Annotated in this window: 17 protein-coding genes; 9 read left to right on the top strand and 8 right to left on the bottom strand. The window is 60.7% G+C overall.

Annotated features, from left to right (window positions below):
• Positions 1-190: 190 nt before the first annotated feature.
• The 4 genes from pflB to AB5Y76_RS17140 form a co-directional block, all read right to left on the bottom strand.
• Positions 191-2,473: a formate C-acetyltransferase gene (gene pflB / locus AB5Y76_RS17155; RefSeq protein ID WP_139478059.1), complete on the bottom strand. Its 2,283-nt coding sequence runs from the start codon at positions 2,471-2,473 to the stop codon at positions 191-193.
• A gap of 46 nt (positions 2,474-2,519) precedes the next feature.
• On the bottom strand, positions 2,520-3,368 hold the full coding sequence (gene focA / locus AB5Y76_RS17150) for a formate transporter FocA (protein ID WP_005333620.1): 849 nt from the start codon (positions 3,366-3,368) through the stop codon (positions 2,520-2,522).
• Positions 3,369-3,749: 381 nt separating this feature from the next.
• The gene (gene ycaO, locus AB5Y76_RS17145; RefSeq protein WP_263717081.1) at positions 3,750-5,510 is read right to left on the bottom strand and encodes a 30S ribosomal protein S12 methylthiotransferase accessory factor YcaO; all 1,761 of its coding nucleotides are present in this window, start codon (positions 5,508-5,510) and stop codon (positions 3,750-3,752) included.
• A gap of 193 nt (positions 5,511-5,703) precedes the next feature.
• Positions 5,704-7,137, bottom strand: a complete 1,434-nt coding sequence (locus AB5Y76_RS17140; protein ID WP_263717080.1) for a glycoside hydrolase family 1 protein — start codon at positions 7,135-7,137, stop codon at positions 5,704-5,706.
• A gap of 166 nt (positions 7,138-7,303) precedes the next feature.
• Here AB5Y76_RS17140 and AB5Y76_RS17135 point away from each other — a divergent pair, with 166 nt between their 5' ends.
• Positions 7,304-8,167, top strand: coding sequence for a LysR family transcriptional regulator (locus AB5Y76_RS17135; protein WP_120414109.1), 864 nt, complete (start codon positions 7,304-7,306; stop codon positions 8,165-8,167).
• Positions 8,168-8,203: 36 nt separating this feature from the next.
• Here AB5Y76_RS17135 and AB5Y76_RS17130 read toward each other — a convergent pair whose 3' ends face one another.
• Together AB5Y76_RS17130 and metE are read right to left on the bottom strand one after the other, a co-directional pair.
• Positions 8,204-8,953 carry an ABC transporter substrate-binding protein gene (locus AB5Y76_RS17130; protein WP_263717078.1) on the bottom strand — a complete coding sequence of 250 codons (750 nt, stop codon included), beginning with the start codon at positions 8,951-8,953 and terminating at the stop codon, positions 8,204-8,206.
• A gap of 175 nt (positions 8,954-9,128) precedes the next feature.
• Entirely contained in the window at positions 9,129-11,393 is a 2,265-nt protein-coding gene (metE, locus tag AB5Y76_RS17125) for a 5-methyltetrahydropteroyltriglutamate--homocysteine S-methyltransferase (RefSeq protein WP_263717077.1), read from the bottom strand.
• Positions 11,394-11,669: 276 nt separating this feature from the next.
• Here metE and AB5Y76_RS17120 point away from each other — a divergent pair, with 276 nt between their 5' ends.
• Complete coding sequence (locus AB5Y76_RS17120; protein WP_263717076.1) at positions 11,670-12,578, top strand: LysR substrate-binding domain-containing protein; 909 nt, start codon at positions 11,670-11,672, stop codon at positions 12,576-12,578.
• Between the two features lie 6 nt (positions 12,579-12,584).
• Here AB5Y76_RS17120 and AB5Y76_RS17115 read toward each other — a convergent pair whose 3' ends face one another.
• A complete protein-coding gene (locus AB5Y76_RS17115) occupies positions 12,585-13,520 on the bottom strand; it encodes a LysR substrate-binding domain-containing protein (protein ID WP_263717075.1) in 936 nt (311 codons plus the stop codon).
• 192 nt (positions 13,521-13,712) lie between these two features.
• On the opposite strand from AB5Y76_RS17115, the gene AB5Y76_RS17110 reads away from it, so the two are divergent.
• From AB5Y76_RS17110 to AB5Y76_RS17095, 4 genes are all read left to right on the top strand, one after another.
• Positions 13,713-14,450, top strand: a complete 738-nt coding sequence (locus tag AB5Y76_RS17110) for an isochorismatase family protein (protein ID WP_263717074.1) — start codon at positions 13,713-13,715, stop codon at positions 14,448-14,450.
• Between the two features lie 59 nt (positions 14,451-14,509).
• A complete protein-coding gene (locus AB5Y76_RS17105) occupies positions 14,510-15,409 on the top strand; it encodes a pirin family protein (RefSeq protein ID WP_263717073.1) in 900 nt (299 codons plus the stop codon).
• A complete protein-coding gene (locus tag AB5Y76_RS17100; protein ID WP_263717072.1) occupies positions 15,406-16,665 on the top strand; it encodes a CynX/NimT family MFS transporter in 1,260 nt (419 codons plus the stop codon). Before AB5Y76_RS17105 ends, AB5Y76_RS17100 begins: the two co-directional genes overlap by 4 nt.
• A 100-nt stretch (positions 16,666-16,765) precedes the next feature.
• Entirely contained in the window at positions 16,766-17,668 is a 903-nt protein-coding gene (locus AB5Y76_RS17095) for a LysR family transcriptional regulator (RefSeq protein WP_368177768.1), read from the top strand.
• A 124-nt stretch (positions 17,669-17,792) separates the two neighbouring features.
• Here AB5Y76_RS17095 and AB5Y76_RS17090 read toward each other — a convergent pair whose 3' ends face one another.
• Entirely contained in the window at positions 17,793-18,683 is an 891-nt protein-coding gene (locus AB5Y76_RS17090; protein ID WP_139399351.1) for a LysR family transcriptional regulator, read from the bottom strand.
• 101 nt (positions 18,684-18,784) lie between these two features.
• Here AB5Y76_RS17090 and AB5Y76_RS17085 point away from each other — a divergent pair, with 101 nt between their 5' ends.
• The 3 genes from AB5Y76_RS17085 to AB5Y76_RS17075 all read left to right on the top strand — a co-directional run bounded on the left by AB5Y76_RS17085 (position 18,785) and on the right by AB5Y76_RS17075 (position 22,190).
• Complete coding sequence (locus tag AB5Y76_RS17085) at positions 18,785-19,423, top strand: NAD(P)-dependent oxidoreductase (RefSeq protein ID WP_129503879.1); 639 nt, start codon at positions 18,785-18,787, stop codon at positions 19,421-19,423.
• 425 nt (positions 19,424-19,848) lie between these two features.
• Complete coding sequence (locus tag AB5Y76_RS17080) at positions 19,849-20,892, top strand: isopenicillin N synthase family oxygenase (RefSeq protein ID WP_263717070.1); 1,044 nt, start codon at positions 19,849-19,851, stop codon at positions 20,890-20,892.
• A gap of 134 nt (positions 20,893-21,026) precedes the next feature.
• Positions 21,027-22,190 (top strand): PLP-dependent aspartate aminotransferase family protein, encoded by a 1,164-nt coding sequence (locus AB5Y76_RS17075; RefSeq protein ID WP_263717069.1) that lies wholly within the window; start codon positions 21,027-21,029, stop codon positions 22,188-22,190.
• Positions 22,191-22,201: the final 11 nt, after the last annotated feature.

The raw sequence follows: 22,201 nt of genomic DNA, 5'->3' as shown, positions 1-22,201 counted from the left end.
AATCGCATTACAAACGGGACCTAGGTCAATCCTGGTGACCCCCTCCCCTTAATCCTCTTCAAATACCCAGTAACAGCTGTTGTGGTTGCGATGAAACTGGGGGCGATTCACAGGGGATGATTACTCCCCCTGAATCGCACGCATAAAAAAACCGGCGCCTTGGCGCCGGTTTTTGCTCACTACGTCTCGATTACAGAGAAGCGGTGAAGGTACGAGTGATGACGTCTTGCTGTTGCTCTTTGGTCAAAGAGTTGAAGCGAACGGCATAACCGGATACGCGGATGGTCAACTGCGGATATTTCTCCGGGTTTTCCATGGCGTCCAGCAGCATTTCACGGTTCATCACGTTAACGTTCAGGTGCTGACCACCCTCTACGTTGGATTCGTGGTGGAAGTAACCGTCCATCAGGCCAGCCAGGTTGGCTTTCTGGGCTTCCATATCTTTACCCAGTGCGTTCGGAACGATGGAGAAGGTATAGGAGATACCATCTTTAGCGTAAGCGAACGGCAGCTTGGCTACGGAAGTCAGGGAAGCAACAGCACCTTTCTGGTCACGACCGTGCATCGGGTTTGCACCCGGGCCGAACGGAGCACCAGCACGACGACCATCCGGGGTGTTACCGGTCTTCTTGCCATATACCACGTTGGAGGTGATGGTCAGAACAGACTGGGTAGCAACAGCACCACGGTAGGTGTTCAGCTTCTGAATCTTCTTCATGAAGGTCTCAACCAGCTCACAGGCGATATCATCGACGCGAGCGTCGTTGTTACCGAACTGCGGGTATTCGCCTTCGATTTCGAAGTCGATGGCAACGCCATCTTCGTCACGAATCGGCTTGACCTTGGCGTACTTGATGGCAGACAGGGAGTCAGCCGCTACAGACAGACCAGCGATACCACACGCCATGGTGCGATATACGTCACGGTCGTGCAGCGCCATCAGAGAGGCTTCGTAGCTGTACTTGTCGTGCATGTAGTGGATGATGTTCAGCGCAGCAACGTATTGCTTGGCCAGCCAATCCATGAAGTGGTCCAGACGATCCATTACGTCGTTGTAGTCGAGGTACTCGGACTTGACCATCTCGGTTTTCGGACCGACCTGGATCTTGAGCTTCTCGTCCATACCACCGTTGATTGCATACAGCATGGTCTTGGCCAGGTTGGCACGAGCACCGAAGAACTGCATCTGCTTACCAACGATCATCGGGGATACACAGCAAGCGATGGCGTAGTCATCGTTGTTGAAATCCGGACGCATCAGATCGTCGTTCTCGTACTGAACGGAAGAGGTTTCGATGGATACCTTGGCACAGTACTTTTTGAAACCGACCGGCAGCTTCTCGGACCACAGGATGGTCAGGTTCGGCTCAGGGGACGGGCCCATGGTGTACAGGGTGTTCAGCATACGGAAGCTGTTCTTGGTGACCAGAGTACGGCCGTCAACGCCCATACCAGCCAGGGTCTCGGTCGCCCACATCGGGTCGCCGGAGAACAGTGAATCGTATTCCGGAGTACGCAGGAAGCGAACCATACGCAGCTTCATGACCATGTGGTCCATCAGCTCCTGGGCTTCTTGCTCGGTGATCAGGCCTTTTTGCAGGTCACGCTCGATGTAGATATCCAGGAAGCTGGAGGTACGACCGAAGGACATGGCTGCACCGTTCTGGGACTTGACTGCCGCCAGGTAGGCGAAGTAGGTCCACTGTACGGCTTCTTTAGCGTTCTTGGCCGGTACGGAGATATCGCAACCGTACTTGGCAGCCATCACCTTCATCTGTGCCAGGGCACGGTGCTGCTCGGAGATCTCTTCGCGCAGACGGATGGTGGCTTCCAGGTTGACGCCGTTTTCCAGGTCAGCTTGCAGGGACTTGAACTGGGCCAGTTTGTCGGCCATCAGGAAGTCAACACCGTACAGAGCAACACGACGGTAGTCACCGATGATACGGCCACGGCCGTAGGCATCCGGCAGACCGGTGATAACACCAGACTTACGGCAGTTCAGGATGTCTTTGGTGTAAACGTCAAACACGCCCTGGTTGTGAGTCTTGCGGTATTCGGTGAAGATCTTTTCGACCATCGGGTCCAGTTGACGACCGTACACTTCGCAAGAAGTTTTAACCATCTTGATACCGCCGTTGGCGATGATGGCGCGCTTCAGCGGCTTGTCAGTCTGCAGACCAACGATCTGCTCCAGGCTCTGATCGATATAACCGGCATCGTGTGCGGTAATGGTGGAGGGCAGGTCAGTATCAAAATCAACCGGCGCATGAGTGCGGTTCTCGATTTTGATCCCTTCCATGACCTTGTCCCACAGCTTGGTGGTCGCTTCGGTCGCGCCAGCCAGGAAGGACTCGTCACCTTCATACGGGGTGTAGTTCTTCTGGATGAAGTCACGGGTGTTGACAGAGGTCTGCCATTCACCGGCCGCGAAGCCTTCCCATGCTTTTTGGAACTGTTCGTTAAGTTCTGCCATTTTTCATTACCTCACACGGTATTGATGTAGTATCCCGCAATCATCCTTAATGATGACGACGGAAGATAAACCAGTAAGTCAGACCAACCATCACGCCACCACCGATGATATTGCCGATGGTCACGGGGATGAGGTTGTGTAGGACGAAGTTGGATACGGTCAGGTCAGCAAAGGTTGCCGGATCCTGGCCGATGGCCTGCCAAAATTCCGGACTAGCCACGCTGTGGATAGCGATACCAACCGGAATCATAAACATGTTTGCGATGCTGTGCTCGAAACCTGATGCAACGAACATGGCAACCGGCAGCAGCATAACCACTACCTTGTCAGTCGCGCTGCGGGCACCAAAGGCCATCCAGGCAGCAAGACATACCATCAGGTTACAGAGGATACCCAGCGCCACCGCTTCAAAGAAGGTGTGGTGAATTTTGTGTTGGGCCACTTTGAGGGCATTGAGACCCCACTGACCGTCTGCGGCCGTGTACTCGGCAGAAACGATGATCAGCGCCACCATCAGCAGACCGCCAATCAGGTTGCCGAAGTAGACCAGACCCCAGTTCTTGAGCAGCTGAGCCCAGCTGATGCGATTGGCAGCCTTGGCCACCAGCGTCAGGGTGGTGGAGGTGAACAGCTCGGCACCGAGCAGCACACAGAGAATAAGTCCGAGAGAGAAGCAGAGACCGCCCACCAACTTGGCCATACCCCAAGGCATGGAGCCGGTTCCGGTAGTCACTGTGATGTAGAAGATAAATGCGATGGCGATGAAAGCGCCTGCGGTGATGGCCAGTGGAATGACCTTGTATGCCGGCTTGGTAGCCTTGGCATAGGTGATGTCTTCAGCCAGTGCAGCGATGGCTTCGGGCTTGAGACAATCGAATGGAGATTCAGCTTTCAATTATTTTCTACCTGAATGTTTTGCCTGTTGAAATCATAACAAAGGGCCAAATAGCCAAAATTGACATTGATCAAGTTTATCAGAGTGCGAATGTAATTTTACTACAAATATTTTAGTGCGATGGCTACGCCACTTTACACCAGGTATCAGCTGAAACAGAAATATCACATTTTTAATGCAATGATTTTAAAGAATTTATTCTAGAGCATGGAAATGTGGCATTGGCAAGATATCTTTGCAGATCGACAGCACATCCCCTGCCCTGTCATCAACCCCCTTAGGGGTATTTTTTGTTTTTTATTTCATCTTTGAATAACAATCCCGTGCCTTGCTGCACGATAAACAGAAGGGGCCACTCGGCCCCTTCCTTTACAACAACGATCACGCCCAGTGATGGGCTCGCTTGGCCTTCTGCAGCTTCTCGTAGGCCGCCAGCAGCTTCTGGTGCAGCGGGAATTGGGAGAGCGACAGGTCGGCCGCTTCCAGCCCGTGGAAGCGTGCTTCGCCAGTGGCGTTAGCCCATGCCTGTGCCAGCGTCTCTTCGCCATACATGCGAGTGAAGACGGCGCGATACTGCTCCGGATCCCGCTCCTCGTCGAGGAACAACTCGACGCAGGCACGCAGGGCGCGGTAGTAGCTGGCACGCTCGGCTGAGAACACCGACTGGTTGAACTCCATGGTCCAATCGATGAGATCGAGAGCAGTCTCCAGCTCACCGGCGGCCAGCGCCAGCATGGCTTTCAGCTCGCCAACGCGCAGGGTGTGCAGCGCGGTACCCTTGGCAGCGGCGATGCCCAGCAGCTCGCGTACACGGGTACGCTCGTCGTGCCCCTCTTCATCCAGTTGATCAAACAACGCCATGTACTGCTCGGCATCCCAATCCAGTGATGGCAGTGCCAGGATCACTTCGCGCAGGTTGGCGCCCATATTGTTGTTGGCCAGCAGCAGATCTTCGGCCGGATAGATGTCGGACATGCCCGGCACCAGAATGCGGCAGGCGTAGACACCCAGATGCTCGTAGTCGGCGATATAGACCGGCTGCTCCAGCTCGTGGAAGATGCCGATCAGGTGGTCGAACTCCTCCTGCGAGGTGCCACGAAAATCCCAGTCGGCAAACTCGAAGTCCGCATCCTGCTTGAACAGATCCCAGCTGATAAGGCCCGAGGAGTCGATGAAGTGGGTCTCGAGGTTGTGGTGATCCGCCACCTGCTCGTTGTCGAATGACGGCGGCACAAACACGTCGAGATCCTTGAGACCGCGGCCCTGCAGCAGCTCGGTGACGGTACGCTCGAAGGCCACTTCGAAGCGCGGATGGGCGCCGAAGGAGGCAAAGCAGGTACCGTTGCTCGGGTTAAGCAGCACCACACAGATGACCGGATAGCGGCCACCCAGGGAGGCATCGAAGCTGTAAATGGGGAAGCCTTCCGCTTCGAGCGCCGCGATGGAGGCGGCAATCCCCGGATAACGGGCAATGATCTCGTCCGGGATCAGCGGCAAGCTGATGGCCTCGGCGATGATCTTGTTCTTCACGTGGCGCTCGAACACCTCGGAGAGCGCCTGGGTGCGCGCTTCGGTCTTGGTGTTGCCGGCGCTCATGCCGTTGGAGACATAGAGGTTGCCGATGATGTTCATCGGGATGTAGACGGTCTCGTGATCGGACTGACGCTCGAACGGCAGGGCGACGATACCGCGCTCCTCGTTGTTTGACTGCAGATCCACCAGCATGTCGGCGGTCACTTCACCGTCCGGGTTGTAGAACTTGCGGGTGAAGCTGTCGAGCAGACCGGCCGGGAACTGGTCACCCTCGATGGGGAACCACTTCTCGTTCGGGTAGTGAACGAAATCGCCGTTGGCGACCTGCTCGCCCAGATAGAAGTCGGCGAAGAAGTAGTTGGTTGAGAGACGCTCGAAATATTCGCCAAGGGCAGACGCGAGGGCCGCCTTCTTGCTGGCACCCTTGCCGTTGGTGAAGCAGAGGGCGCACTCTTTGTCGCGAATATGCACCGACCAGACGTTCGGCACGGGGTTGAGCCAGGAGGCCTCTTCAATATCAAAGCCCAAGGCTTGCAGCTTGGTCTGGAAGCGTTCGATGGAGTCTTCCAGCGCCGCGTCCTTGCCGGGAATAAAAGTGTGGTCAGTCATCACGATATCCTGATTTTTATTGGCTCATGTTCGGCCGCAGATAATAGCAGGGGTCGGCGGCTTTGGCAGGACAAAAATCAGCAAAGAGGGATGAGTCGCACGGTGAGAAACCAGCTTGCCCCCTCTCCCCCGCCACAAACAGCGCGGGCCCGGGGATTGCCCGGGCCCGCTTGTTACGCGACGCGATAAACCGTCAGAGCTGCTTGCCCTGGCTGGCGATCACCTGGCTGTACCAGTGGAAGCTCGCTTTCTTGATCCGGCGAAGGGAGCCCCCCTGCTCGTCACGATCCACATAGACGAAGCCGTAGCGCTTCTGGTAGCCATTGAGCCAGCTCAGGATGTCGGTGAACGACCAGGCGCAGTAGCCGAGCAATTCCACCCCATCCTGCATCGCCTCCTGGCACGCCTTGACGTGGCTGCGCAGGTAATCGATGCGGTACGCATCATTCACCTTGTCGCCCGCCTCCAGCTTGTCGAACTCGCCAAGGCCGTTCTCGGTGATCATCAGCGGCAGACCATAGCGGGAAGAGAGGCGACGCAACGCGATGCGCATACCGGTCGGGTCGATGGCCCAGTCCCAGTTGCTGGTCTCAAGGTGCGGATTGGGCGCCGTCTTGTAGAGGCCGGGGATGCCGCTGGACGGCGTAGTGCCTTTCTTGCCGGTGGTGTTGATCCGCTGCAGGGTCTGACCGCCCAAGGGGTTATCTGTGTAGGTCAGGGTGTAGTAATAGTTGACGCCAATGTAGTCGGGCGTCCCCTCGCGCAGCAGCTCCATATCGCCCGGCAGGATCTCCGGCGCCTCACCGTTTTCCCGCAAGTAAGCGAGCGCCGCCTGGGGATAGCGGCCAAAGCAGTAGGCATCCAGCCACCAGAGGTTGTTGAACTCCTCGGCGTTCTCATAGGCCAGCATATCTTTCGGGTCGCACGACGCCGGATAGGCAGGGGAGTAGGCAAAGCTCGGGCCGATGAGGCCGTTTGGCACATGCTGGCGAAACGCCTTGATCACCCGGGCGTTGGCCAGAAACGCGATATGGTTGGCGGCAAAGAAGCGCTTGCGATCCTGCACGGCCGGCGGATGGGTGCCGAGCTGATAGGCGTTGGTCAGGTTGTAGTTCTGCTCGTTGAGAGAGACCCAGTACTTCACCTTGCCGGCAAAACGCTGATAGAGGGTCACGCAGTAGCGCTCGAAATCCTCGATAATGCGTCGGTCTTCCCAGCCGCCGTACTCATCCTGCAGCGCCTGCGGCAGATCCCAGTGATAAAGGGTCAGTACCGGCTCGATCTGGTGGGCCAAGAGGGTGTCGATCAGCTTCTCGTAGAAGGCCAGACCCGCCTCGTTCACCTCCCCCCGACCAGTGGGATAGATGCGCGGCCAGCTCACCGAGAAGCGGTAAGCCTTGAGCCCCATCTCGGCCATCAGCGCCACGTCCTCTTCCATGCGGTGGTAGTGATCCACCGCCACATCGCCGTTGCTCCCCTCAAAGGTCTTGCCCGGCAGCTTGGTGAAGAGATCCCACACCGAGGGCCCCTTGCCATCGGCATTCCAGCCTCCCTCCACCTGATAGGCGGCGGAGGCTGCGCCCCACAGAAAATCGCTCGGGAAGTCGTTGAACTTGTGGTGATGCATCTGGTGTTGCTCCTTCTGCGCTGATGGTGTCAGCCATCTCTGATAACTCGGCGCCCCCTGTCTGGGCACCCGAAATGAATTGGCATAAGCATCCATCACTTCTAAAATTCCGTCCAATGACAAATTTGACCACTCAACATTCCCAACAGGAATGAAAGGAGCCCTGATGGAGCTACGGGATCTGAAAGCCTTCGTCACTCTGGGGGAGGTGCTGCACTTCGGCCAAGCGGCGGTACGTCAGCACGTTACCCAGTCGGCCCTGAGCAAACAGATAAAGCGGCTGGAGGATGAGCTTGGCGGTGAGCTGTTCGAGCGCAACGCCAGCACCACTCGCCTCACCGGACTGGGCAGGGCGCTGTATGAGGATGCCCGCGCTGTGGTCATCCAGAGCGAGCAGCTCTCGCGCACCGCCCGCGACGTGCTGGCGGGCAATGTCGGCACCCTGCGCATCGGCTTTGGCGTGGCCACCAAAATCCTGGTGCCCGCCGCCATTGCCCGTTTTCGCGCCGAGCGGCCGCAGGTGACTATCGAGCTCAACGATCTCTCCACCCACCACCAGCTGCTGGCGCTCAGTGAAGGCAAGCTGGATCTCGGTTTTTGTCGCCTGCCCGCCCCCAAGGGGTGGCACGCCCTGCCAGTGGTCGAAGCCCACTTTGTCGCCGTGCTGCCCGCCAGCTACCGCGATGTGAGGGAGTTGGCGGATCTGGTGGACAAGCCGCTGGCGATCCTGCGTCGGGACAAGGCCCCGTCGTTTTACGATCACCTGATGAACTATCTGGCCCAGAGCGGGCTGCGTTTTCGCGATATCCAGTACGTCAACGACTTCGCCGCTGGCGTCGCCACCGCGGCAGCCGAGATCGCCTGGACCCTGGTCCCCTCCTCCACCACCATAGAGCACCCGGATGTGCTCACCCTCCCCTTGAGAGACGGGGAAGCCTGCTGGACCATTGGCCTGATCCGTCCGCCCCACAGCAAGGGGCCCTTGATCGATGCCTTCTGGGCAACCATCGCCGATATGACGCCAAGATAGACACGCCCTTGGCAAACCGCAGATGGCGGCAACGCATCAACGATAGCGTTCGACGATACGCGCCAACTCGCCGCTTTGTCGCAGCTGTTGCAGGGCACGGTTGAACTCGGTTATCCGGGTATTGAAGCGGGAGTGCTTGCCGATGCAGAGATTGAACGGGGTAGAGGCAAGCTGCAGCGGCACCTCGACCACCTGCCCGGACAATCCCAGCTGGTTGAGTTTGAAGCGTGCCACCAGTGGGTCGGTCACCATCAGGTCCCCCCGACCCGCCGCCAGCATTTTGAAAACATTATCGACATTGATGGTGTGATGAACGGTGAAGCCCGCCAGGTTCTCCTTGCCCCAGCCGTTACCGAAATAGTCGAGAAAGGTAAGTGATTTGAAGTCGCTCAAGCGGCTGGCACGCTGAAAATCGCTCATCCGGGGGTGGCCAAGCCGGGTAAATACCGTCAAAACCGTCGTGGTAACGGGCTCCTCCACCACCAATGTGTAAGAGCGGCGCTCCCGGGTGGCGATGGTGACAAAGCCATCGGCCTGCGCCATCCGCACCAGTTTTTGCGCCCGTTGCCACGGATAACCTTCATGGCGCACCCGCAGCCCCATCTGCGCTGCCACCCGATCCATCACGTCTATCATCAGCCTGCGCATCCTGCCCTGTTCGTCACGCCACGAATATGGGGCAAAGTCGTCAAAGTAGACCATCTTCAACTCGGCCGCTGGCGCCGCCCATGCACTCTGCCACATCAGCAATCCCCACAGGATTGCGCTCCCCAGACTGACTCTCATGGCCGCGACTCCATCCACTTCTGCCAACTCTGAGCCTAGTGCAAAGCGGGCTGCGGCAAGGTTCAGGATCCAGTGGAAAAGTGGCCAACGAAAAAAGAGAGAGGAAGCAATGGCTTCCCCTCTCTCGTTCGTTTGTCAGCACGCCACCTTACCGATGGCGGTCACGGCTAGCCGGTTACGCCAGCTCGGCCCGCAGCGCCCTGGTGGCATCGACCATCACCTTGAGGGCGGCCTCAGTCTCTTCCCAGCCCCGGGTCTTGAGGCCGCAATCCGGGTTGACCCAGAGCCGCTCGGCCGGGATCTGCTTGGCCGCCTTGCGCAGCAACCCCTCAATCCAGCTCTGGCTCGGCACGTTCGGCGAGTGGATGTCGTAGACGCCCGGGCCAATCTCGTTGGGGTAGTTGAAGCGTTCGAACGCTTCAAGCAGCTGCATCTGGCTGCGGCTGGTCTCGATGGTGATCACATCCGCATCCAGCGCCGCCACCGCCTCGATGATGAGGTTGAAATCGCTGTAACACATGTGGGTGTGGATCTGGGTGCGGTCCGCCACCGGGCTTGCGCTCAGACGGAAGGCGCGCACCGCCCAGTCGAGATAGGCCTGATGATCCTGCTTGCGCAGGGGCAAGCCTTCGCGGATCGCCGGTTCGTCGATCTGGATGATCTTGATGCCAGCGGCCTCCAGATCTGCCACCTCGTCACGAATGGCCAGCCCGATTTGCAGGGCAGATTGCTCGCGGCTCACATCTTCCCGCGGGAAGGACCAGCAGAGGATGGTCACAGGGCCGGTCAGCATCCCCTTGACCGGCTTGTCGGTCAGGCTCTGGGCAAATCGGGTCCATTCGAGCGTCATGGGAGTCGGGCGGTCAATATCGCGGGTGATCACCGGCGGCTTGACGCAGCGGGAGCCATAGCTCTGTACCCAGCCGAAGCGGGTGATGGCAAAGCCATCCAGCAGCTCCCCGAAATACTCCACCATGTCGTTGCGCTCGGCCTCACCATGAACCAGCACGTCCAGCCCGATGGCCTCCTGACGCGCAATGGCATCGCGGATCTCGGCCTTAATGCCAGCCTCGTAGGCGCTGTCATCGATGCGACCGGCGCGCCAATCCTGCCGCAATACCCGGATCTGGGAGGTCTGCGGGAAGGAGCCAATGGTGGTGGTGGGCAGCAGCGGCAGCTTGAGATCCGAGCGCTGCAGCTCGGCCCTGACCGGATAGGGGCTGTGGCGATCAAAATCGCTGTTGGTGAGGCTGGCGAGCCGTGACTGCACCGCTTTTTTGTGCACCCGGCTGTCGGACTCCCGATCGACGATGGGCTGGCTGTAGGCGGTGATTTTGTCGAGCTCGCCCCCATCCAGATACTCTCTGAGCAGCCCCAACTCGAAACATTTTTGCAAGGCGAAGGCGAACCAGCTGCGGGTCTGGGGATCCAGCTCCTGCTCCAGGGTCAAATCCACCGGGCTGTGCAGCAATGAGCAGGAGGAGGCCAACCAGAGCCGCTCACCGAGTTTGGCTTTAAGTGCCTTCAGAGTCGGCGCCAGCTTGGCCAGATTGGCACGCCAGACGTTGCGGCCGTTGATCACCCCGGCAGAGATGACCCACTGGGCGGGCAGATGCGGCACCAGGGTCTCCAGTTGCTCGGGGGCGGCCACCAGATCCAGATGCAGGCCATCTACCTTGAGGCTGGTGATGATGTCGCGCTGATGGGCCACCGAGCCGAAATAGGTGGTGAGCAGCAGCTTGCAGGGGCCGCTCAGGCGCTCGTAGGCGTTGAGGTAGGCCAGTCGCCACTCGTCTGGCAAGTCCAGCGTCAGCGCCGGTTCGTCGATCTGCACCCACTCCACTCCCTGGGCGGCCAACTTGGCCAGGATCTCCTGATAGACGATGAGCAGGCGATCGAGCAGTTCAAGGCGCGAGAAGCCGCTCTCTTTCTCCTTGCCGAGCCACAGATAAGAGACCGGTCCCAGCAGCACCGCCTTGACCGGCAGCCCCAGCGCTTTGGCCTCTTCTACCTCGTCAAACAGCTGGCTCCAGCCCAGCTTGAAGCGCTGGTCACGGCTGAATTCCGGCACCAGATAGTGATAGTTGGTGTTGAACCATTTGGTCATCTCGGCGGCCGCCGCCGCCGGGCCGGTCGGCGCACGGCCGCGGGCTACCCGGAACAGGGTGTCGAGATCGGTCTCGCCATGACGGTGACGGGCAGGCACCGCATCCACCAGCAGGCTGGTACCGAGCACCTGATCGTACCAGGCGAAGTCGCCCACCGGCAGCAGATTGACCCCGGCACCGTGCTGGGCCTGCCAATGGCGCTCACGCAGCGTCTTGCCCACGGCAACGAGTTCGGCCTGAGTGGTCTCGCCACGCCAGTAGGATTCGAGGGCAAATTTCAGCTCGCGCTTGGCGCCGATACGGGGGAAGCCCAGGGTGTGTGCTCGTGTCATAGGTTCATTTCCTTATGCTCATTCATCTGATGGGAAACTGGATGATTTAGCCATCCAGATGTTTACACATCCAAAATGACAAGATAAGGTGACGCTGGCTATTGAATCCTCTTCAAGTGGCTCTCAAATAATCCTCAACTGACCGCCAGTCAGGTTCACCGCGAGGATACAGAGGCCGATGTTTACAGGTGCAAGAGGTGCCGGAGTCAAGAAGCGCAGCAGGCCACCGCCGACCGCAACCTCAGCGCCATACGCAATCTCACAAGGAGCCATCTTATGGCAGTGCCAAGCAATGCAGGGATAGAGATCAAACACTTGAAAACATTGACCGCGCTGGCCGAGCAGGGCTCGCTGGCCGGTGCGGCGCTGACCCTCAACCTTACCCAGTCCGCCCTCTCTCATCAGCTCAAAGAGCTGGAGACCCGCCTCAATCTGGAGCTCTACCTGCGCAAAAGCCGCCCGCTGGTGCTGACCGCCGCCGGCAGCCAGCTGCTCGCCCTCGCCCGTCAGGTACTGCCCGCCCTGGCCCAGACCGAGAAGCAGTTGCAGGCCTTGCAGAGCGGCGATGCGGGCAGGCTGCATCTGGCGCTCGATTGCCACAGCTGCATCCAGTGGCTGCTGCCGCTGTTGCCCGATTTTCGCCGCCAGTGGCCTGGGGTAGACCTGGAGGTGGAGTCGGTGCCGGGCTTTGATGCCATCAATGCCCTGCTCGGCGGCCAGCTCGACCTGCTTCTCACCTCGGACGTGCAGGCCCGCGGCGATCTCCACTTCGAGCCGCTGTTTGCCTTTGATCTGACTCTGGTGATGGCACCGGATCATCCCCTCTGCCACCGGAGCCACATCGAGCCGGGCGATCTGGGGGCGGAGGTGCTGCTGGTCTATCCGGTGGAGCGCAGCCGCATGGATATCTTCAGCCGCTTTTTGCAACCCGCCGGGGTGGAGCCCGCCCGCTGCAAGCCGGTGGACAACACCTCGGTGATGCTGCAGATGGCCGCCGCCGGCCTCGGCGTCGCCGCCTTGCCACGCTGGGCCAGCGACGAGTTTGTCAGACAGGGGATGCTCTGCGCCCGCCCCCTCGGCAGCGGTATCCGTCGCCATATGTACGGCGCGGTGCGGGCCGCCGATCGGGATCAAGCCTGCCTGCAGAGCCTGTTCGAGCGCATTCGCACCAAGATGGAGGGATAGCCCTCCTCAGCGTGGCTGACCGACCTCTGCCAGCAGTGTAGGCAACTTTGCCTTGATAAAGTCGATGAGGGCTCTGACCGCCGGTGACAGGCCGCGCCGCGCTGGGTAGAGCATCACCAGCTTGCCACCTTTGGGACGCCACTGGGGCAACAGTTGTTGCAGCCGCCCATCCGCCAGCTCATTCACGCAGGCGTAAAGTGGCAAGCCCACCATTCCTAGCCCCGCCAGCGCCGCCTGCTTGAGGGTTTGCACATTGTCGCTGCGCAGCAGCACATTGACCGCCACCTCCTCACTCTCCCCACTGTCGTGCCGCAGCCGCAACAGATCGGCCTGACGCTCCAGCGAGCTGAAGAGCAGGGCATCCTCTCCCTCCAGCTGGCGCGGATGCATCAATGCACCGTGGCGGGAGAGCCACGCCGGGGTCGCCAGCACGCCCCACTGCACCGTGCAAAGCGGTACCTGCACCAGACTGGAGGGGGGCTGCTCGAAGGCCACCCCGCGGATCACCACATCCAACCCCTCCTCCAGCAGATCCACCTGCCAATTGTTGGCTTGCACGGCGAGTCTCACCTTGGGGTATTGCGCCATAAACGCGGGCAGCAAGCGGGCGAGCAGCGCATCGGCAATGGTAATGGGCACGCTGATCCGCACCAGACCGCTCGGTTCCTGCTGCCGTTGCCGCACAGCCGCCTCTCCGGCCTGCGCCTCGGCCAGCATCGCCTGACAGTGGCGATAGAGCACCTCACCGGCATCGGTCAGGCTGAGCTGGCGTGAGGTACGCTGCAGCAGCCGGGTATCCAGCCGCTCCTCCAGCAGCCGGATCCGGCGCGAGATCCGCGACTTGGGTACGCCAAGCGCCCGCGCGGCGGCGGTGAATCCCTGCCGCTGTACCACATGGGTGAAGAGATAGAGATCATTCAAATCAAGTTCCAGTGGTGTCATCGGGCAGCCTTGGTCAGGGTGAGGTGCATTTACATCGTTCCATTGATGGAACGATAAGAACCTATTTCACCAGATTGTCGCCATTTTTGCAGCCATCATAATGGTCCTGTCCCCATCAGACGGTTGCTGCGCGGGCAATCCGCCCCACCAGCAAGGGCCGTTTGACTGTTCCAATATCACAAGGAGTTCACCATGAAACTGCGACAAATCTGCTCTGCCACCCTGCTCGGTCTGGCGACCCTGACTGCCACGCTGACCACCACAGCGACACCGGCTATAGCTGCCGAGGCTGCCAGCCATCCGACCGTATCACCCAACCACTATCTGGAGATGCTCTCCCGAGATAATGCGGTACTGCTGCTGGTCGACCATCAGGTCGGCTTGCTGAGCGGCGTGCGCGACACCACGGTGGGCGAGCTCAAGCACAACGTGGTGGCGCTGGCCAACGCCGCCCGCGCCCTCGGCGTGCCGGTGATCGTGACCGCTACCATGCCCGATGGCATGTGGGGCCCCACCATGCCCGAACTGACCAGTGCCCTGCCGGATGTGAAGGTGATCAACCGCACCGTCATCAACGCTTGGGACGATCCTGCCGTGCGCGCCGCCATTGAGAAGACCGGCCGCAAACAGCTGATCATCGCCGGGGTATCCCTCGAGATCTGCGCCAGCTTCCCGGCCCTCTCTGCCAAGGCTGCCGGCTATGATGCCCGGGTGGTGCTCGATGCCTCCGGCACCTTCAACGAAGCCAAGCGCACCACTGGGCTGCAACGCTTGCTGGGGGCCGGTATCCCGGTCACCGACTACGCCTCCGCCGCGGTCGAGATGCTGCGCAGCAACGTCGACCCCAAGGCGCACGATGTCTACAGCGCCCTCGACATGCCTTTCGCCACCCTGGTGTGGCAGATGCAAGAAGGTGCCAAGAAGTCGTAACTCGCCTCGCCTTCGGTCAGATGACCGAAGGCTTCTTTTGTCTTCAAGAGGTTATATCGATGACCAGACGCCTGACTCTCTCCGCCCCCGTCAAGGGCCAACCGCTGCGTATTGGCAACGGCTTTGCAGCCAGCCATTTTGGCGAACACTTTTTCAACGGTCTGATAGACCCCGTGGTGATGGTGGATCACTTCCAGATGACCGCCCCCACCTTCGAGCCCCATCCCCACGCAGGGATCTCTGCCGTCACCTATCTGTTCGAGGATTCGACGAGCCCCCACGTCAACTACGACTCCCTCGGCAATCAGGGCCCCATCGAACCGGGGGCGCTCCACTGGCTGGCGGCCGGGCGCGGGGCCGTACATACCGAGCAGCCGGAAGGGGCATCGCCCTATGTTCACGCCCTGCAGATCTTCGTCAACCTGCCTGCCCGTCAGAAGATGGCGTCGCCTTTTGCCGTCCACGCAGCCGCAGCCACCATCCCCGAGTTTCATGGCGAAGGGGTGCGAGTACGGGTGGTCGCAGGCCACAGCAACGGGATAACGGCACCACACTCGGTAGAACTGCCCCAACCCTTTACCCTGCTCGATGGCCATTGCGTGCCTGGCAGCCGCTTCACCCATCTGCTGGCGGCAGGCTGGAATGCCATGATCTATCCCCTAACCGGATCGCTGACCCTGGAGGCGGAGGGAGAGCGGCACCTCATCCCGGCAGGTCACGGGATGGGTGTCAGCCTCTCTGCCGATGGCGGCGAGGCGGTGGCTCTGCAGCTTGAGGCCACCGAGCCCTGCCACTTCGTGCTGCTCTCAGGCCAGGCGCTCAATGAACCCCTGGTCAAACATGGCCCCTTCGTCATGAACAGCCACGACGCCATTGCAGATCGGCTGCATGCCTATCAGCGCGGCGAATTTGGTCAGCTCAACGATGAGTGGCTGCGCAACGGCCAATATCGGCCATGAGCACGCTCGCTGGCCACCAGCCACAAAGCACGCGCTGGCCTCTGGTCTTCCTCGCCATTTTTGCCGGTGCCAGCGGCGCCCTCTGCCTTGGCAAAGTGCCCGCCGTACTCGGCATTCTGCGCAGCGAGCTGGGGCTGACACTGGTTGAAGCCAGCTATCTCGCCTCAGCTTTCAATACGCTGGCGATCCTCTGCAGCCTCTTTCTCGGCCTGTTGCTGACCCGCTGGAGTGGGCGGCAAACCGGGGTTGTCGGGCTACTGGTTATCGTCACAGGCGGGGCGTTGGCACTACCCGCCACCGGGCTGGCCATGATGCTGCTGTCGCGCATTGTCCAGGGGATTGGCTTTTTGCTGGTCTCGGTGGCTATGCCCGCCTTTATCGTGGCGGTGAGCCGGGAGGAGGATAAGCGACTGGCCTTGAGCCTGTGGGCGGTCAACCTGCCTCTCGGGGCGGCGGCGGGTATGCTGATCACCCCCTGGCTCACGGCGCAAGGTGGCTGGCGACTGGCCTGGCTGATCCTGATGTTCCCGCAACTCTCTGCCCTGCTGCTTCTGCTCGCCAGTCGCTCGGCAGATAAACTGCGGGTCTGGGCACCCCAAAACTCGATCAACTCGGGCCACCCGCTGCGCCAGCTCACGGTGCTCCGGCAGAAGGCACTCTGGCGCTACGGGTTGGCGTTCACGCTCTACAGCCTGATGCTCTGGGCGCTCTTTGTCTGGCTGCCAACCATGTTGCAAGGCAGCCCCGGGATTGGCCAAAGCCAGATCGCCCTGCTTTCGGCGCTGGCGGTGGTCGCCAATATTCCCGGCAACCTGCTGGGGGCATGGCTGCTGCGCCGGGGCGTAGCGCGAGATCGGCTCATCAGCTGGGCACTGAGCCTGATGGCGCTGTGCGGCATGCTCGCCTTCTGGCCCGGCCTGTCGCCGTGGTGGGCCTATGGATTGTGCCTCGTCCTCTCCCTGGCGGGTGGCATGGCGCCGCCGGCTATCCTCTCGTCAGCACAGGGAGTGAGTCAGGGGCCGGTACAACTGGCCATCGTGCAGGGCTTTTTTGTCCAGCTCGCCAACCTCGGTCAGCTGCTTGGCCCCCTGTTGCTGGCGGCCCTGATGACGGACAGCGGCCATTGGGGGAGCGCTCGCTGGCTCTTTCTGGGCGGCTTGCTGCTGGTCGCGCTACTCTATGCCGCGGGCCACCTGCCGGGCTCAAGCATGGCTGCAAAACAGGCTCGATCGCATTCGCGGCAAGATGAAAGGTGACGAATAGAGAGGGAAACATCACAGTTATCGCAGGGAATACTGGCCGGACAAGAGGCTGTTCAGTATGTTAACTGTTTAATCATGCTTAACGGTAGCCACCATGTCTCAAGTCGATCTCAATCTCTTTCGCGTCCTCGATGCGGTGATCCGCTATGGTGGTGTCACCACGGCCGCCGAGATGATGGAGATGACCCCCTCGGCCATCAGCCAGGCCATCAGCCGCCTGACCAGCCTGGTGGGCGAGCCGCTGTTTGTCCGCCAGGGACGCGGCATCACCCCCACGGCGCGAGCGCTCAGTCTGCATCACGAGATCATGGTGCCGCTGCACGACATGGAGCGCAGCCTGCAGCGCACCGATCTCTTTGATCCCCAGACCAGTCGGCGCACTTTTCGCATCGCGGGGGTGCCCGATATCGATATCTTCTTCCTGCCGGAGCTCAACAACCTGCTGCAGACCCAAGCCCCCAACTGTCAGCTGGAGTGGAACACCCAGGTGCAGGACGAAGCCCTGCGCCAGAACAGCCTCTATCTGCACAGCGTGGATCTGGTGCTGGCCACCAAGCCGATGGCGGAGCAGGGGATCGAAAACGAGCAGATCATGTCCCAGGCCCTGCGCATCGCCTGCCGCAAGGATCACCCCAGGATCCGTCAGGCCCCCGACATGGCTACCTTCTTCAACGAAAAGCACGTGGTATTGCAAACCAGGCGGCTCGACAGCTTGCTGCTCAACACCCTGACCAAGGCGCCGCTGCCGCCGCGCCAGATTGCCTACGAGAGCGACTCCCTTCTCACCGCCCTGCATCTGGTGAGTCGTGCCGACTGGCTCTGCGTCGCCAGCCAGTGGCATATGGAGAAGCTGGGGCAAGCGCTGGATCTGGCCAGCTATCCCCTCCCCTGGCTCTCGGAGGATTGCCCCGTCTACATGAGTTGGCACAAGAGCTCCGGTCAGGATACCGGGCTTAATTGGCTCAAAGATCAGGTGCGGGCCGTCAGTTCGTTTTAAGTATGCTTAACAGTCAAGCATGCCCATCTCCTCATCCGGGCTATCGCTCTTCTCGACAAACCGCCTTATGGATAATCCCCCTTCAGGATAATCGGGGGCCTTTTCTCAACCATTAAGGCGCAGCTCATGACGACATCGTCGTGCCGAAGTAGCTGCGCAGCGCCTCCACCACCCGCCGCACCTTCTCCGGGATCTCCCGTTGCGGTGTGATGGCGTGGATCTCCATCGGCTGCACCCGAAAACCGGGCAGCAGTTCGAGCAGACGCCCCTGCGCCAGATCCTCGCCAATTTCTCCCTCCGGTTGCAGCGAGATCCCCTGCCCCGCCAGCGCAAACTGGCGCAGGGGCAACACGTTGTTGCAGAGCACCTTGGCCTTGAACCTCACCCTGTGTTCGCCACCCTTTTCATCCTGCAGCAGCAAACCGTTGCCCAGCATGTCGCCGCAGAGCCAGTCGTGGGTGGCCAGATCGGCGGGCATGCGCGGCGTCCCCTTGCGCGCCAGATAGGCGGGAGCGGCGCAGAGCAGCATCCGGGTCTGCCCCAGTTTGCGGGCCACCAGAGTCGAATCGGGCAAAGTGCCGACCCGCAGCGCCACGTCGATCCGCTCGGCAATCAGATCCCGCTTCTCGTCGTCGGCGATGATCTGGATGGTGAGGCCGGGGTGGGCCTGCAGCAGCGGTGAGAGGGCAAGCGCCAGCGGCTGGCCCGCCATCCCCACCGGGGCAGTGATCCGCACTTCCCCGAGCAGGGCGTCGCGCACCTCCGAGAGGCGCAGCTCGGTCTCGCTCAGAGTCTGCTGCAACGCCCGACACCCTTGCCACACCACCTCTCCCGCCTCGGTCAGACTGAGACGACGGGTGGAGCGATGGAGCAGGGGCAGTCCGAGCAGGCTCTCCAGCTGACTGATATGCTGACTGACGGCGGAGGGGGTCATGCCAAGGGATTTGGCCGCCCCTGTCATGCTGCCCGCTTCCACCACGGCGGCGAAGATGGCGTAACGTCTGAGCTGTTCCATTATTAAATCCAACTTATAAGTGAATGCATTTTTGAGGTGATTATTAAATCATAAATGGCGGCGTAGGATAGCCCCATTCCAACAGTGAAGGAGAGTTCCCCATGAAGATTGCCCTGATCGGTGCCAGCGGTTTTGTCGGTTCAGCCATCCTGAACGAGGCCATCAGCCGCGGCCATCACGTCACCGCCATCGTCCGCGATGTCAGCAAGGTGACCGCCCATCCGCAGGTCACCGCCGTGGCGGTGGATGCCCAAAACCCGCAGGCATTGGCCGAGGTGCTCAAGGGGCACGATCGGGTGATCAGCGCCTACAACCCGGGCTGGACCACACCGGATATCTACGACCAGTACCTCAAGGGCGCCAACGCGATCGTCGCAGCAGCCAAAGCGGCCAACAGCTGGCTGCTGATAGTAGGTGGCGCCGGCAGTCTGGAGGTTGCCCCCGGCGTGCAACTGGTGGATACCCCTGAGTTTCCGGCCGAGTGGAAACAGGGGGCGCTGGCGGCCCGCGACGGTCTCACCGCCCTGCGTCGTGAAACCACCCTCGACTGGCGCTTTGTCTCTCCCCCGGTGTTCCTCGAACCGGGCGAGAAGCGCGGCGGCTATCGGATTGGTGGCGATCAGGTGCTCTTTAGCGGCGAACAGCCTGCCGGGATCACCGCCGGAGATCTGGCCGACGGCGTGCTGAACGAAGTGGAAAAACCGGCTCACCAGCGCCAGCGCTTTACCCTGGGTTACTGAGAGCCAGCAATCGGTTAAGGCCAGAATGCACAGTCACTCACCTACGCACCCGGTCAGGTGAACACCCGCTCAACCAGAAGGGAGGCATCCGCCTCCCTTCTGTTTTGGCCATTTTCTGTTTTGGTCATTTTTGCCACTGGCAGCTTGCCTCTGGTTATCACTCTCCCCCTCATCATTGCCCCTTTACCCCACAATGGCTGCGCAAAAAACCTTCAGCCCATCAGTTGCCGAATTCCATTTCGAATTTTGTGTATAACTAAGAATAATTTGTTGTTTACGTCTTATAACACCGAACAGTAGCATCCCCTTTATCCCAGATGGCGCCACACTGTCGCGCCATCCCGTTTGCCGCTTATCAGGTCTGCCAACAGCGGAGGCAGTGCAAGAGATGGCGCCAGAGATAACGAAAGAGTGAGGAGGTGCACATGGAACATTCACCACTGCCGATCATCGATCTGGCTGCCCTCAACGGGGCGCCCGAGGTACGTCGCCCTATGCTGGCCAGGCTGGCCGCGACCGCCCGCGATGTGGGCTTTTTCTATCTGGTCGGCCACGGCTTGAGCAAGGTTGAGATGCTAGAGACCCTGGCGCTGGCAGAGCGCTTCTTTGCTCTGCCGGAGCAGGAGAAGTTGGCAGTGCAGATGGTCAACAGCCCCCACTTTCGCGGCTACAACCGGGTCGGTGCCGAGCTGACCCGCCAGCGGCCGGATCTGCGAGAGCAGTTCGATATCATGAATGAGGCGCAAGCCCTGCCTGCGGCCTTGATCCGTGAACCCTGGCAGCGGCTGATCGGCCCCAACCAGTGGCCGACTACCTTTCCCGAGATGAAAGGCCATCTGCTGGCGTGGCAGGAGCGGCTGAGCGATATCACCCTCACCCTGCTGGCCGCTTTTGCCGAGGTGCTGGAGCAACCGGCCAACGTGTTTGACGACAGTATTCGCGGCGCCCCCTACCAACACATGAAGCTGATTCACTACCCAGGGCAAGAGGCGGGTGGCAGCAGTCAGGGGGTCGGCGCCCACAAGGATCCTGGCTACCTGACGCTGGTGATGCAGGACAATCACTCGGGGCTTGAGGTCGAGACGGCCGACGGCTGGATCTCCGCGCCCCCCCTGCCGGGAGCGCTGGTGGTCAATATCGGCGAGCTGCTGGAGCTAGCCTCCAACGGCTATCTCAAGGCGACCCTGCATCGGGTGGTAAGCCCGCCGCCCGGTGTCTCGCGCCTCTCCTGCGCCTTCTTTATGGCGGCGCGACTCGATGCCACCGTACCCCAGCTCACCCTCTCCCCCGAACTGGCAGCGCAGGCGCAAGGGCCGGAGAGTGACCCGACCAACCCGCTCTTTAATCAGGTGGGGGAGAACGTGCTGAAAGGGCGGCTGCGCTCCCACCCGGATGTGGCGGCCCGTCACTATGGGCCGTTGGAGCCCGCTCGCCTCCCGCGCACTGAAAGCGAAGCGATACTGGCCTGAGCAGCGCAGAGATCCGCCAGCGGGTATATGCATAAGCCACAAGCAGCATGGATATACCCGCCCTGACAACGAACAACAAGCAACAAGCAACAAAACAAGTCATGGCCAGAGCCTGGCCATCACGGAGCAACACGATGAAATTCAAGACCATGAGCGTACACAGCGGCCAGCGGATCGACCCCCAGACCGGCGCCCTCACCACCCCGATCTACCAGAGCAGCACCTTCAGCTACTTCAACGCTCAAGCGGGCAAGGAGCGTTTTGCAGGTCAAGCTCCCGGCTTTATCTACAGCCGCTTTGGCAACCCCACCACCGCCGAGCTGGAGCAGAAACTGGCAGCGCTGGAAGGGGCTGACGAAGCGCTGGTAGTGGCGAGCGGCATGGCGGCGGTGAGCGCCATCATGTATGCCCTGGCCGACAGCGGCGATGAGGTAGCCTATATCGGCCCGCTCTACGGCGGCACCGATGCGTTCCTCAAGCAGACCTTCAGCCGCGCCGGTATCCAGATCACCGCTTACGAGAGCGACCGGGATCTGCTTGCCAATATCCGCCCCGCCACCAAGGTGGTACTGTTCGAAACCCTGACCAACCCCACCCTCAAGGTGGTGGATCCGCGGCTGGTGGTGGAAGCGGCCCGCAAGGTGGGCGCCATCACAGTGTGTGACAACACCTTCCTCACCCCCTACCTGCTGCGTCCGCTGGAGCTCGGGGTCGATGTAGTGATGCACAGCGGCACCAAATATCTGGGTGGCCACGGCGACATCATCGCCGGGGTGGTGGCGGGCTCTCACGCCCTGATGAAATCGATCCGCACCGTGGCCCTCAAGCATATCGGCTCCCCCATCGGCCCGCAGGAGGCATACCTGCTGCAGCGTGGGGTCAAGACCCTGCCGCTGCGGATGGATGCCCACCTGCACAATGCCCAGAAAGTTGCCGAGTTTCTGGCGGCACATCCGGCGGTGAAGACGGTGATCTACCCGGGGCTTGCCAACCATCCAGGCCACGATGCTCTCAGCGCCTTCGCCAGCGGCTTTGGCGGCATGGTGAGTATTGAACTTGAAGGCGGGTTTGAGCGCTGCGCCACCCTGCTCGATAACCTACAGCTATTCGTGCAGGCGGTGAGTCTGGGGGATCTCGAGAGTCTCGCTTGCCATCCAGCCAGCACCACCCACGCCGCCATGGACGAGGCGAGCCGCCTCGCCGCCGGGGTCAACGACGACCTCATCCGCTTCAGCATCGGGGTGGAAGATGCGGACGATCTGATCGCCGATCTGGCCACCGCGCTGGCGCAGATCTAACCGGGCGCGCT

Source organism: Aeromonas sp. R1-2, from assembly GCF_040908505.1.
Classification (GTDB): Bacteria; Pseudomonadota; Gammaproteobacteria; order Enterobacterales; family Aeromonadaceae; genus Aeromonas; species Aeromonas veronii.
Note: the sequence above shows the minus strand (reverse complement) of the source record. Positions and strands in the feature narration are given on the sequence as shown.